A 13,696-nucleotide genomic window follows, 5' to 3' on the forward strand; every position below is an offset into this window, starting at 1 on the left:
CGCGGGCTCTTTCATTGCTTCAGACGATCAACGCTCAAGCAAGATCCGCAGCATGCGACGCAGCGGTTCGGCCGCGCCCCACAGCAGCTGGTCGCCGACAGTAAACGCGCCGACGAACTGCGAACCCATGTTCAGCTTGCGCAGACGGCCAACCGGGATATTCAGGGTGCCGGTGACCTTGTTCGGGCTCAGCTCCTGAATGCTGGTCTCACGGCTGTTCGGTACCAGCTTGACCCAAGGGTTGTGCTGGCTGATCAGCCCTTCGATGTCGGCGATCGGCACGTCTTTGTTCAGCTTGATGGTCAGCGCCTGGCTGTGGCAGCGCATGGCACCGATGCGCACGCAGATGCCATCGACCGGGATCGGGCTCTTGAAGCGACCGAGGATCTTGTTGGTCTCGGCCTGGGCTTTCCACTCTTCGCGGCTCTGACCGTTCGGCAGTTCCTTGTCGATCCACGGGATCAGGCTGCCGGCCAGTGGTACGCCGAAGTTTTCGGTCGGGTACGCGTCGCTGCGCATGGCTTCGGCAACACGACGGTCGATGTCGAGGATCGCGCTGGCCGGATCAGCCAGTTGATCGGCGACAGCGGCGTGGGTCGCACCCATCTGTTTGATCAGTTCACGCATGTTCTGCGCACCGGCACCGGACGCCGCCTGATAGGTCATGGCGCTCATCCACTCCACCAGGCCGGCTTCGAACAGGCCACCGAGGCCCATCAGCATCAGGCTGACGGTGCAATTACCGCCGATGTAGTTCTTGGTGCCTGCATCCAGTTGCTGGTCGATGACCTTGCGGTTCACCGGGTCCAGAACGATCACCGCGTCATCCTGCATGCGCAGGCTGGATGCGGCGTCGATCCAGTAACCCTGCCAGCCGGCTTCGCGCAGCTTGGGGAAGACTTCGCTGGTGTAGTCGCCACCCTGGCAGGTCAGAATCACGTCGAGGGTTTTCAGCTCTTCAATGCTGTAAGCGTCCTTGAGCGGAGCAATGTCCTTGCCCACGGACGGGCCTTGGCCACCGACATTGGAAGTGGTGAAAAACACCGGCTCGATGAGATCGAAATCCTGCTCTTCCAGCATCCGCTGCATGAGCACGGAACCGACCATACCGCGCCAACCGATCAGACCTACACGTTTCATCGCAACTACACCTTCTTGAAATGTGGGCCGCTGCCTTGTCTTGAATTTGGCAGCGGGCCCGAGAGATTACAGATTCCGCAGCGCGGCGACTACTGCGTCACCCATTTCCTGCGTACCGACTTTAGTGCAACCGGCCGACCAGATGTCACCGGTACGCAAGCCCTGATCCAGCACCAGGCTGACGGCTTTCTCGATGGCATCGGCCGCGGCCTGCTGGTTGAAGCTGTAACGCAGCATCATCGACACCGACAAAATGGTCGCCAACGGGTTGGCAATGCCTTTGCCCGCGATGTCCGGCGCCGAACCGTGGCACGGCTCGTACATGCCCTTGTTGTTGGTGTCCAGGGACGCCGACGGCAGCATGCCGATGGAACCGGTGAGCATCGAGGCCTGGTCGGACAGGATGTCGCCGAACATGTTGTCGGTGACGATCACGTCGAACTGCTTCGGTGCACGCACCAGCTGCATGGCGGCGTTATCGACGTACATGTGGCTCAGTTCGACTTCAGGATAATCCTTGGCCACCTGCTCGACCACTTCGCGCCACAGTTGGCTGGAAGCCAATACGTTGGCTTTGTCCACCGAGCACAGCTTCTTGCCGCGCACCATGGCCATGTCGAAGCCGACGCGGGCAATGCGGCGGATTTCACTTTCGCTGTACGGCAGGGTGTCGTAGGACTGACGCTCGCCGTTTTCCAGGGTACGGGTACCGCGTGGTGCGCCGAAGTAGATGCCGCCGGTCAGTTCGCGAACGATCAGGATGTCCAGGCCGGCAACGATTTCCGGCTTCAGGCTGGAAGCCTCGGCCAGTTGCGGGTACAGGATCGCCGGACGCAGGTTGCCGAACAGGCCCAGTTGCGCACGGATCTTCAGCAGGCCGCGCTCAGGGCGGATATCACGCTCGATGGCATCCCATTTCGGGCCGCCAACGGCGCCCAGCAGTACGGCGTCGGCCGCACGGGCACGTTCCAGGGTCTCGTCGGCCAGCGGCACGCCGTGCTTGTCAATGGCAGCGCCGCCGATCACGTCGTGGCTCAGTTCGAAGCCCAGGGCGAACTTGTCGCTGGCCAATTCCAGAACCTTGACCGCTTCGGCCATGATTTCCGGGCCAATACCGTCACCTGGGAGAATCAGAATCTGCTTGCTCATGCTTTCCTCATGTCATCAGTCGGTGCGCCCTTGGGCGCACCCGGAAAAATTCTATCGTTCAGCCATCAGTACCAGCACATCGGTGCTGAACGAACCATCGGCCTCAATCTCAAAATATTCGCGTACTTCGTTGCCCATCGACTGCTGCAACTCGCGGATCGCCGCGCGCATCACTTCAGGTGTGCGCATGCGTTCGACCCAGCTGTTGTACTCCAGGCGCAAACGCTGCCGGGTGGTACTGCGGGTGTGCAGCCCCGCCTCGCTGACCTGGCGCAACCACTCGCCGGCGGAATAATCGCGCACATGGCTGGTGTCGCGCAGCACTTCGACGCTTTGCAGATAAGTGTCGAACAACGGGCTGCCCGGTGACAACACGTCGATGAACGCCGCCACACCGCCCGGCTTCAGTACCCGGCGCACTTCCCGCAGGGCCACGCCGAGATCGCTCCAATGGTGCGCCGAATAGCGGCTGAAGACGAAATCAAACTCGCCATCGGCGAACGGCAGGCGCTCAGCGGCACCATTGACCGTGGACACATTAGCCAAACCACGCTCGGCAGCAGCGGCGGCCACCACGTCAAGCATCTGCTGCGACAGGTCGTAGGCCACCACTTCTTTCACCAGGGACGCCACATGAAAGCTCACGTGGCCGGCGCCGCAACCCAGATCCAGAACCCGCGCCTCGCCCTGCCCCGCCAGTTCAGCTTGTAGCAGTGCGAATTCGGTACCTTGAGCGTGTACGGCGCTGCTCAGGTAGGCCGAAGCCTGTTCACCGAATTGCTTCTGGACTACCTGGGTGTGTCGGGCGGTGCTGGTCATGGGGACTTCCTTTTTCAGGGTTAAGTCTTGTGGGGTTTATGCGGGCCTCTTCGCTGGCAAGCCAGCTCCTACAGGGGAATGCGCTTCAACTGTAGGAGCTGGCTTGCCAGCGAAGGCGTCAGTCCACCTTACGCAAAATCATGCGTCGCGAAACAACCAGGGCTGGCTCGCACGATGCTTGGCTTCAAACGTCGCAATCGCATCGCCGTCCTGCAAGGTCAGGCCGATATCGTCCAGGCCGTTAAGCAGGCAGTGCTTACGGAAGGCATCGATTTCGAAGCTCAAAACCTTGCCGTCAGGGCGGGTCACGGTCTGGGCTTGCAGATCAACCTGCAACTGGTAGCCCGGATTGGCCTCGACCTGCTGGAACAGCTCATCGACTTCGGCATCGCTCAAGATGATCGGCAGCAAGCCATTCTTGAAGCTGTTGTTGAAGAAGATGTCGGCGTAGCTCGGCGCGATGATGCTGCGGAAACCGTATTCTTCCAGCGCCCACGGCGCGTGCTCGCGACTGGAGCCGCAACCGAAGTTTTCGCGGGCCAGCAAAACGCTGGCACCTTGGTAACGTTCGGCGTTGAGGACGAAGTCCTTGTTCAGCGGACGCTTGGAGTTATCCTGATAAGGTTGCCCCACATCCAGGTAACGCCATTCATCGAACAGGTTCGGGCCGAAACCCGTGCGTTTGATCGACTTCAGAAATTGCTTGGGAATGATCTGGTCGGTGTCGACGTTGGCACGATCCAAAGGCGCGACAAGTCCAGTGTGCTGGGTAAATGCTCTCATGATTACTGCGCTCCCTGGATCATTTCACGGACGTCGACGAAACGACCGTTTACAGCAGCGGCCGCCGCCATGGCCGGGCTGACGAGGTGTGTACGACCACCGGCGCCCTGACGGCCTTCGAAGTTACGGTTGGAGGTCGATGCGCAATGCTCGCCGGATTCCAAACGGTCCGGGTTCATCGCCAGGCACATCGAGCAACCCGGCTCACGCCATTCGAAACCGGCTTCGAGGAAAATCTTGTCCAGGCCTTCCGATTCGGCCTGGGCTTTAACCAGACCTGAACCCGGCACCACGATGGCCTGCTTGATGGTCGAGGCCACTTTGCGGCCCTTGGCGATCACGGCCGCAGCACGCAGGTCTTCGATCCGCGAGTTGGTGCAGGAACCAATAAACACGCGGTCGAGCTGAATGTCGGTGATCGCCTGATTGGCGGTCAAACCCATGTACTTCAAGGCCCGGACGATGGAATCACGCTTGACCAGATCCATTTCCTTCGCAGGATCCGGCACGTTCTGATCTACCGCCAACACCATTTCCGGCGAGGTGCCCCAGCTGACTTGCGGCTTGATCTGGGTCGCGTCCAGCTCGACAACCGTGTCGAACACTGCATCGGCGTCGGACACCAGGTCTTTCCAGGCTTCGACAGCCAGATCCCATTCCGCGCCTTTCGGAGCGAATGGACGGCCCTTGACGTAAGCCACGGTCTTTTCGTCCGCCGCCACCAGGCCTACGCGAGCGCCGGCTTCGATGGACATGTTGCAGATGGTCATGCGGCCTTCGACGGACAGGTCGCGAATCGCACTGCCGGCGAATTCAATGGCGTGGCCGTTACCGCCGGCGGTGCCGATCTTGCCAATCACGGCGAGGACGATGTCCTTGGCGGTCACGCCGAACGGCAATTGGCCTTCGACGCGTACCAGCATGTTTTTCATTTTCTTGGCGACCAGGCACTGGGTGGCGAGCACATGCTCGACCTCGGAAGTGCCGATACCGTGAGCCAAAGCACCGAATGCGCCGTGGGTCGAGGTGTGGGAGTCGCCGCAGACCACAGTCATGCCCGGCAAGGTGGCGCCCTGCTCCGGGCCGATAACGTGGACGATGCCCTGGCGAACGTCGTTCATCTTGAACTCGACGATGCCGTATTCATCGCAGTTGTCATCGAGGGTCTGGACTTGCAGTCGCGAGACCTGGTCAACGATGGCTTCGATGCCGCCCTTGCGCTCCGGCGTGGTCGGTACGTTGTGGTCCGGGGTCGCGATGTTGGCATCAATGCGCCATGGCTTGCGCCCGGCCAGACGCAGGCCTTCGAAGGCTTGCGGCGAGGTCACTTCGTGGATGATGTGACGATCGATGTAGATCAGCGCAGAGCCATCGTCGCGCTGCTTGACCAAATGCGAATCCCAGAGCTTGTCGTAGAGCGTTTTGCCGGCCATCAGACGGTTTCCTCATCAGCTTGTTTCTATGCCCTGGGTCTTGAGCGATTCAATAACCCCTTGGCTTGTGAGGTCGATCCTATGGGGTTACATTAAATAACTCAAATTCATATTTTTTATGCTTTGGATAACCAACTGGAATACAACCATGGATCTCGCCAACCTCAATGCTTTTATTGCCATTGCCGAGACAGGAAGCTTCTCTGGTGCAGGTGAACGACTGCACCTGACACAACCGGCCATCAGCAAGCGCATCGCCGGGCTGGAGCAGCAATTGAAGGTGCGGTTGTTTGATCGCCTGGGCCGGGAGGTCGGCCTGACCGAGGCTGGCCGCGCCCTGCTGCCGCGGGCCTATCAGATTCTGAATGTGCTGGATGATACGCGCCGCGCCCTGACCAACCTCACCGGCGAAGTGTCCGGCCGCCTGACCCTGGCGACCAGTCACCACATCGGCCTGCACCGTTTGCCACCCCTATTAAGGGAGTTCACCCGACGTTACCCGCAAGTTGCACTGGATATTCAGTTCCTCGATTCGGAAGTGGCCTACGAGGAAATTCTCCATGGCCGCGCCGAACTGGCGGTCATCACCCTCGCGCCGGAACCCCATGCACTGGTCAAGGCCACCCCGGTGTGGGACGACCCGCTGGATTTCGTGGTCGCCCCGGAACATTCACTGCTCAACAACGGCAAAGTCAGCCTGTCGGACATCGCCCGACACCCGGCGGTATTCCCCGGCGGCAACACTTTTACCCACCACATCGTGCAGCGGCTGTTCGAAGCCCAGGGCCTGACGCCAAACATCGCCATGAGCACCAACTACCTGGAAACCATCAAGATGATGGTCTCGATCGGCCTGGCCTGGAGCGTTTTGCCGCGCACCATGCTCGATGACCAAGTGGCGCGTATACCTTTGCCGGGCATACAACTCACTCGCCAGCTAGGCTATATCCTGCACACGGAAAGGACGCTGTCGAATGCTGCGCGGGCCTTCATGGCCTTGCTGGATGCTCAACTCGATCTGCCAGGGAATCGAGGCTAACTTGTGCTACTCATATAGAGCCGCGAATTCCTGTACCAAACGCCCATTCAGCCTAAGGCTTGCCAATGCCCAAATCTGTTGACCGTATTCCGCCAATGCCGCGCATACAGGCTCTTGACCCGAAAAGCTCCGAACAGAGCTGGGAAAGTGCCTCGCAATTGTTGGCCGCGCTCAACGGCGCGCGCCTGGGTGCCTGGTATTGGGACATCGAGCGCGGGCAGATCAGTTGGTCCCGGGGCACGCAGGCGCTGTTCGGCTTCGATCCCCGGAAGCCGTTGCCATCGGATCTGGAATACCTCGACCTGCTGCCCCCGGAAGATCGCGCGAAAACCGTTCGCGCATTCCACGCGGTGATCGCTGGTGCGCCACTGGAGCAAGCGATGCATCACCGTATCCGCTGGCCCGATGGCAGCCTGCACTGGCTGGAAATCAGCGGCAGCCTGTTGCCGGACAAGCACGGCAGGCCACGGATGATCGGCGTAATCCGCGAAATTACCCTCCAGCGTCAGCGCGAACAGGCATTGAGCAGCTCGGAAAAACGCTTTGCCACGCTGTTTCACCTGTGCCCGAACATGGTCCTGCTGACCCGCCAGGAAGACGGCCTGATTACCGAAGCCAACCAGTATTTCGAAAGCCTGTTCGGCTGGCCGGTGCAAAACGCGATCGGCCGCACCACCCTGGAACTGGGCCTGTGGGTGCACCCCGAGCAACGGGCCGACCTGGTCAAGGCCACCAAAGCCAAAGGCGAACTGGTCAGTATGGAAGTGCAGTTTCGCGCCAGCAATGGCCAGATCCACGACGGCATCCTCAGTGCGCAAAAAGTCGAGCTCGAAGGCCAGCCCTATCTATTGAGCACGTTCCTTGACACCACCGAGCGCAAAGCCGCCGAACATGCCCTCAAGGACAGTCAGGAACGCCTCGACCTGGCCCTGGACTCGGCGCAACTTGGCACCTGGGACTGGCACATTCCCAGCGGCATGCTCTACGGGTCGGCACGGGCCGCCCAATTGCATGGCCTGGAAGCCAAACCCTTTCACGAGTCCTTCGATGAGTTTTTCGAAGGCGTGCCCGGCGAAGAACGCGACACCATGCGCGACGCTTACCGCAGTCTGCGTGAAGGCCCGGCCGGCAACTATCAATTGACCTACCGCGTGCAATTGCCCGACGGCAGCTCGCGTTACCTGGAAAGCCGCGCCCGCCTCTACCGCGATGAAAACGGCGTGCCGGTGCGCATGGCCGGCACCCTGCTCGACATCACTGACCAGGTGGAGCGCGAACAACAACTGGTGGCCTCCGAAGAAAAATTCGCCACGCTGTTCCAGGTCAGCCCCGATCCGATCTGCGTCACCCACCAGGACAGCGGCCAGTTCATTGAAATCAACTCCAGCTTCACCCAGACCTTCGGCTGGAGCACCGTCGATGTGATCGGCCGCAGCGCCGACGAAATCGGCCTGTGGGATGCTTCGGCGAAAAGCCTGCGACGGATCGAACAAGTTATCCGTGAACAAGGCCTGAACAACGTGGCGATTCTCGTCCAGCACAAGGACGGACAGGTCCTGACTTGCGTGATTTCCAGCCGCCAGATCAGCGTCGGTGACCAACCCTGCATCGTCACCACGCTACGCGATATCACCCAGCAACAGCGCTCGGAAGCGGCACTCAAGGCCAGTGAAGAAAAATTCGCCAAGGCCTTCCACTCCAGCCCCGACGCCATCACCATCACCGAGCGCGATACCGGACGTTATCTGGAGGTCAACGACGGTTTCTGCCGCCTGACCGGTTATCGCGCCGAGGAAGTGGTAGGCCGCACGGTGTATCAGGTCGGGATATGGGCTGAAGAAAAACAACGCTCGGCGCTGCTCGCCGAATTGCAGATCAAGGGTCGGGTTCATCACCAGGAAATGCTCGGGCGCAACAAGCGCGGCGAACTGCTCACCGTCGAAGTCTCGGTGGAGCCGATCACCCTTAACGAAACCGCCTGCCTGCTGCTGACCGCGCGAGACGTCAGCCTGTTGAAAAACGCCGAAGCGCAGATCCGCCACCTGGCGTACCACGACCCGCTGACCAACCTGCCCAACCGCGCCCTGCTGATGGACCGCCTGAGCCAGCAAATCGCCCTGCTCAAACGGCATAACCTGCGCGGCGCGCTGATGTTCCTCGACCTCGACCACTTCAAGCACATCAACGACTCCCTCGGGCACCCGGTGGGCGATACCGTGCTGAAAATCATCACCGCGCGCCTGGAGGCCAGCGTGCGCATGGAGGACACAGTCGCGCGCCTGGGCGGCGACGAATTCGTGGTGCTGCTCAGCGGCCTCGAAGGTTCACGCAGCGAAGTCAGCGATCAGGTGCGTGAATTGGCCGACACCATCCGCGAGCTGCTGTCCGAACCGATGTTCCTCGACGGCCAACGCCTGCAAGTGACACCAAGCATCGGCATTGCGCTGATCCCCGATCACGGCTCGACCCCGACCGATCTGCTCAAGCGCGCCGACATCGCGCTCTATCGCGCCAAGGACTCGGGGCGCAATACCGCGCAGATGTACCACAACACCATGCAGAAGGCCGCGAGCGAACGCTTGCGCATGGAAACCGACTTGCGCCTGGCCCTTTCCCGGGGCGAGTTTCGCGTGCATTACCAACCCCAGGTCGACGCCCGGGGCGATCGCATCGTCGGTGCCGAGGCCCTGGTGCGCTGGAATCATCCGGAACTCGGTGCGCAGTCCCCCACCGAGTTCATCAAGGTCCTGGAAGACAGCGGATTGATTTTGGAAGTCGGCACCTGGATCCTCGATGAAGCCTGTCAGGCCTTCAAGCAATTGATCGATCGAGGCCTGGTGAACCCGTACAAATTCAGCCTGTGCGTGAACATCAGCCCGCGCCAGTTCCGCCAGAACGACTTCGTCGAGCGCGTCGAAAACAGCCTGACCAGCTATGGCCTGCCCTGCTCCCTGTTGAAGCTGGAAATCACCGAAGGCATCGTCATCCAGAACCTGGAAGACACCATCAGCAAAATGCGCCGCCTGAAAAAACTCGGTGTGAGCTTTGCCATGGACGACTTCGGCACCGGCTACTCTTCGCTGACCTACCTCAAGCGCTTGCCGGTCGATACCCTGAAAATCGACCAGTCGTTCATCCGCGACGCCACCAGCGACCCGAACGACGCCGAAATCATCCGCGCCATCGTCGCCATGGCCCGCAGCCTGGACTTGAAGGTGATTGCCGAAGGGGTGGAAACAGCGGAGCAACTGGAGTTCTTGCAGGGGTTGGAGTGCCACTTCTATCAGGGCTATCTGCACAGTCCGCCGCTGCCGGTGGAAGAGTTTCAAAAACTCCTGAAATAACCCACCCCCGTAGCAGCTGGCGAAGCCTGCGTTCGGCTGCGAAGCAGTCGTCAAGCCAGACTCCGCGGTGTTTCAGGAGCATTTGGCACACAAGTTTTACGACTGCTTCGCAGCCGAACGCAGGCTTCGCCAGCTGCTACAGGGCATGGGTAAAGTTCGAGATTGCAGGTACAAAAAAGGGCGCCACAAGGGCGCCCTTTTCGTTGCTCTGGCTTAGTGCTGCAGAGCCGGTTTTTGCGTCCCGTTGATCGGGATGCGCTTGGCTTTCGCCTCCTCTGGAATCACTCGCAACAGGTCGATGCTCAAAAGACCGTTGCTCAGGCCGGCAGCCTTGATCTCGATGTGATCCGCCAGACGGAAGGACAGCTTGAACGCACGCTGGGCAATGCCCTGGTGCAAGAAGGTCACGCCCTCGTTGGCGTCACGTTTGCCACCACTGATGGTCAGCACACCCTTCTCGACTTGCAGCTCCAGGTCATCTTCCTGGAAACCGGCGGCGGCTACGACGATGCGGTATTGATCGTCACCGTGTTTTTCCACGTTGTAGGGTGGGTAGGTGCTGCCTGGCTCATTACGCAGGGCGGTTTCGAACAGGTCGTTGAAACGGTCGAAACCTACCGAGGAACGGAACAGTGGCGCCAGGGAAAATGCAGTACTCATGGTTCAAATCTCCTGAAAACAATCAGCAAGGTTTTTGTCTCCGCGACCCGAATTCGGCATCGCGTAACCCTTAGATAGGGACCGTTGATTGCATTTCAAGAGACTTTTTTCAGATTTTTATCAGGCCGCTTCCGCCACCGGCAGCCCCAACAAGCGCGAGACGTTATCCAGTTCGGTCTCACGACGCAAAACGGTAAACAGCTCTACCGCCTCGGGATAATTGCGAGTCAGCATCGCCAACCATTGCTTCAGGCGACCCGGCGATTGACGAGGTGTCATCTGTGCCTTGGCTTGCAGCCAGAAGTCCTGGATCAGCGGCAACAACTCGGCCCAGGACATCTCGACCACCTCTTCACCGGCCCGCGCCGCGGCGATCTGACGGGCGAGATCCGGACGCGAAACCAGGCCACGACCGAGCATGATGTCTTCCACGCCGCTGATCTCGCGGCAACGACGCCAGTCTTCGACGCTCCAGATATCACCATTGGCGAACACCGGCACCTTGACCACGTCCTGCACGCGCGGGATCCACTCCCAGTGCGCCGGAGGCTTGTAGCCGTCAACCTTGGTCCGCGCGTGCACCACGATATGTTCCGCACCGCCTTCGGCCAGGGCCGTGGCACACACCAGCGAACCGTCCGGGCTGTCGAAGCCCAGGCGCATCTTGGCGGTGACCGGAATGTGTGCGGGGACGGCACGACGGACGTGCTCGACGATCTGGTTGAGCAGTTCGGGCTCCTTGAGCAGTACCGCGCCACCACGGGACTTGTTGACGGTCTTGGCCGGACAGCCGAAGTTCAGGTCGATCACTTCAGAACCCAGCTCGCAAGCCAGCGCGGCATTTTCTGCCAGGCACACCGGATCGGAACCGAGCAGTTGCACACGCAGCGGCACACCGGAGGCAGTCCGGGCACCGTTGAGCAACTCCGGGCCGAACTTGTGGAAATAGGCAGGTGTCAGCAGCTGGTCGTTGACCCGAATGAACTCGGTCACGCACCAGTCAATACCACCCACGCGGGTCAGCACATCGCGCAGGATGTCGTCGACCAACCCCTCCATGGGCGCCAAAGCAATTTGCATGAAAAACACACTCAAGGAAAAACGTGCGGCAGTTTACTGGGTTTCAGGGAAAATCTGCAGAACATCGCAAATCCATTGTGGGAGCGGGCTTGCTCGCGAATGCATTGCGTCAGCAAATTAAATGTTGGCTGACACGACGCTTTCGCGAGCAAGCCCGCTCCCACATGGAATCAGGGTTGCACCAACTCCTGCACCTGGATCGCCGGGCCATAGCCCTCGATGAACTCCGCCGGCATGCGCTTGGGCTTGCCGGTGGACAGCTCAATGCAGACGAACGTGGTTTGCGCACGCAGCAACGTTGCATTGTCGCTGGGGCGGATCAACTGGAAGTGCCGGGTCATTTTCAGGCGCTGGTCCCAATCAACGATCCAGGTCGCCAATTGCAACTCATCATCCTCATAGGCTGCGGCCAGGTAATCGATCTCATGGCGTACCACCGCCATCGCCCGGTCCAGCCGCCGATACTCGACCAGGTCCAGGCCAAGACGCTGGGAGTGGCGCCAGGCGCAGCGTTCGAGCCAGGTCACGTAGACTGCGTTGTTCGCGTGACCCAGCCCGTCAATGTCCTCGGCGCCCACGTGCAGATCAATGATAAATGGCGTTTCCCGATCCCAGCCCATGCCCGACTCCCCGGTCAGATAATTTCGACCGGGGCAGTGTAACGGAAGCTCAGGCGGATTGGCGTGATTGCAGACTGCGCCCGGCCAGCAGTGATAACACGCCATCAATCATCCGAGGGTCAGCCAGCACTCGCTGATGACCGCCGTCCTTCAGGCGCAACAAGCGGCTGTCGAACCATGCCTCGTGGATCAGCTGAGACTCTTTGACCGAGACCATGTTGTCATCTTCGGCGTGGACGATCAGGCCAGGCATATCGAGCTGATAGTGAGCGACATCCAACGTCGATGCGCGCATGCCGACGTCATTCTCGACCTGACGAATGAACGCTGAACGGGCTTTCGGTGGCAGCCCGACATAACGCGCGAATCCACGCAACACACCAAGAATCCGCGCAGGGGCGGCAATGGTGACCAGGGTTTCCGTGCGCAAGCCCAACTGCACCGCAAGCATGGCGCTGGCACCCCCCATGGAGTGACCGATGACCGCTTGAAGTGGCGGCAATTCGGCGGCGGCTTCGAGCATGGCCCGAGCAAAGAGCACCACATTCGCCTCGCTGCCCGGCGAGCGACCGTGAGCCGGCCCATCCAGGGCGACCACGGAGTAACCGGCTTCGACCAGCGCGGTGATCAGGCTGGCAAACTGCGTTGGCCGCCCCTCCCAACCGTGCATCAGCAACACCGCCGGGCCCTGCCCCCAACGCAACGCCGAGAGGCCGAAACGCAAGGTGATCCGCTCGGATCTCGCCAACAGCGGCAGCTCCCAGTCACGGGGCGGCAGATCCCGTGGTGTCATGAAGGCCAGTCGCATTTTGCTAGCGACCAGTTTCGGGGCAAACCAGCCCAAGGTGCCATTAACGCCACGAACCCACTTTAACGCGCTCATCGCATTCTCCTCAGGCCGCAGCCTTCAGGTCAACGCACTGCCGATTTGGCGGCGCGCAGTAATCGATCGGACAACTCTCCCGGACCCAGCGCCCGCGCCAGAGCCAGTCCACCCACCATCAAGGCCATATCGGCCAGGGCTTTTTCGGTTTCTTCAGGACTGGCCGCCAACTGCGCGACCATCATTTCCACATGCTCATTCAGGGCGACACGAAACGCTTCCGGCAGCCGCCCCAGTTCGCCGACCGATGCCGGGATCGGACAGGCCGATTCGGAGGAGTCACGATGCTTGCGCGACAGGTAAAACGCTGCCACCAACGCGCGGCGCTCTTCACCGGTCAATTCCGCATCCATGTCGGCAATCAGGTCGCGGCGGTGACCGAGCAATTGCTTGAACGCCTCCAGCATCATCGCGTCCTTGCTTTCGAAGTGTGCGTAGAAGCCGCCGACCGTCAGGCCCGCAGCCCCCATCACTTCGCCCACACTTGGTTCGGCCGGGCCGCGCTGAATCAGCGCTGCGCTGGCAGCCTTGAGGATGCGTTCACGGGTTTGAGCTTTTTTATCGTTCATCGTTGCCTCCGAATATTACGATTGAAATATTATTCTCATAATAAATTTTAGCAAGTCATGAGTGTGACCGCTGGTCTGAAGAACAATTTTTGTGGAAATGGAGGGATTTGGCCAAACGCCAGACAAACAAAAGGGCCATTCAATAATTGAATGACCCTTATAAATCCCGCAGAGCGG

General features: G+C 60.2%; 12 protein-coding genes. 2 read left to right on the top strand and 10 right to left on the bottom strand.

All coding sequences use genetic code 11. The features are described from left to right. Positions 1 to 27 precede the first annotated feature (27 nt). The 5 genes from asd to leuC all read right to left on the bottom strand — a co-directional run bounded on the left by asd (position 28) and on the right by leuC (position 5,324). Entirely contained in the window at positions 28 to 1,140 is a 1,113-nt protein-coding gene (gene asd / locus AC07XF_RS12720; protein WP_007975660.1) for an aspartate-semialdehyde dehydrogenase, read from the bottom strand. Between the two features lie 66 nt (positions 1,141 to 1,206). Beyond that, positions 1,207 to 2,289, bottom strand: a complete 1,083-nt coding sequence (gene leuB, locus AC07XF_RS12725) for a 3-isopropylmalate dehydrogenase (RefSeq protein WP_007997553.1) — start codon at positions 2,287 to 2,289, stop codon at positions 1,207 to 1,209. 51 nt (positions 2,290 to 2,340) lie between these two features. Beyond that, positions 2,341 to 3,108, bottom strand: a complete 768-nt coding sequence (locus AC07XF_RS12730) for a class I SAM-dependent methyltransferase (RefSeq protein WP_495026755.1) — start codon at positions 3,106 to 3,108, stop codon at positions 2,341 to 2,343. Positions 3,109 to 3,246: 138 nt separating this feature from the next. Continuing rightward, complete coding sequence (leuD, locus tag AC07XF_RS12735) at positions 3,247 to 3,891, bottom strand: 3-isopropylmalate dehydratase small subunit (RefSeq protein ID WP_095943682.1); 645 nt, start codon at positions 3,889 to 3,891, stop codon at positions 3,247 to 3,249. Positions 3,892 to 3,893: 2 nt separating this feature from the next. Next, positions 3,894 to 5,324 (bottom strand): 3-isopropylmalate dehydratase large subunit, encoded by a 1,431-nt coding sequence (gene leuC, locus AC07XF_RS12740; protein ID WP_495026756.1) that lies wholly within the window; start codon positions 5,322 to 5,324, stop codon positions 3,894 to 3,896. Positions 5,325 to 5,472: 148 nt separating this feature from the next. Here leuC and AC07XF_RS12745 point away from each other — a divergent pair, with 148 nt between their 5' ends. Together AC07XF_RS12745 and AC07XF_RS12750 are read left to right on the top strand one after the other, a co-directional pair. Beyond that, the gene (locus tag AC07XF_RS12745) at positions 5,473 to 6,363 is read left to right on the top strand and encodes a LysR family transcriptional regulator (RefSeq protein WP_495026757.1); all 891 of its coding nucleotides are present in this window, start codon (positions 5,473 to 5,475) and stop codon (positions 6,361 to 6,363) included. 65 nt (positions 6,364 to 6,428) lie between these two features. After that, the gene (locus AC07XF_RS12750) at positions 6,429 to 9,707 is read left to right on the top strand and encodes a PAS domain S-box protein (protein WP_495026758.1); all 3,279 of its coding nucleotides are present in this window, start codon (positions 6,429 to 6,431) and stop codon (positions 9,705 to 9,707) included. 213 nt (positions 9,708 to 9,920) lie between these two features. Here AC07XF_RS12750 and AC07XF_RS12755 read toward each other — a convergent pair whose 3' ends face one another. The 5 genes from AC07XF_RS12755 to AC07XF_RS12775 form a co-directional block, all read right to left on the bottom strand. Beyond that, positions 9,921 to 10,367, bottom strand: a complete 447-nt coding sequence (locus AC07XF_RS12755; protein ID WP_353742520.1) for an Hsp20 family protein — start codon at positions 10,365 to 10,367, stop codon at positions 9,921 to 9,923. A gap of 120 nt (positions 10,368 to 10,487) precedes the next feature. Continuing rightward, the gene (locus tag AC07XF_RS12760) at positions 10,488 to 11,447 is read right to left on the bottom strand and encodes a tRNA dihydrouridine synthase (protein ID WP_495026759.1); all 960 of its coding nucleotides are present in this window, start codon (positions 11,445 to 11,447) and stop codon (positions 10,488 to 10,490) included. Between the two features lie 170 nt (positions 11,448 to 11,617). Then, positions 11,618 to 12,067: an acyl-CoA thioesterase gene (locus AC07XF_RS12765; RefSeq protein WP_495026760.1), complete on the bottom strand. Its 450-nt coding sequence runs from the start codon at positions 12,065 to 12,067 to the stop codon at positions 11,618 to 11,620. Between the two features lie 49 nt (positions 12,068 to 12,116). Further along, complete coding sequence (locus tag AC07XF_RS12770) at positions 12,117 to 12,950, bottom strand: alpha/beta fold hydrolase (protein WP_495026761.1); 834 nt, start codon at positions 12,948 to 12,950, stop codon at positions 12,117 to 12,119. 29 nt (positions 12,951 to 12,979) lie between these two features. Then, positions 12,980 to 13,519 (bottom strand): TetR/AcrR family transcriptional regulator, encoded by a 540-nt coding sequence (locus AC07XF_RS12775; RefSeq protein ID WP_111282154.1) that lies wholly within the window; start codon positions 13,517 to 13,519, stop codon positions 12,980 to 12,982. Positions 13,520 to 13,696: the final 177 nt, after the last annotated feature.

The sequence above is a fragment of the Pseudomonas sp. GW821-FHT01C01 genome (assembly GCF_059422645.1).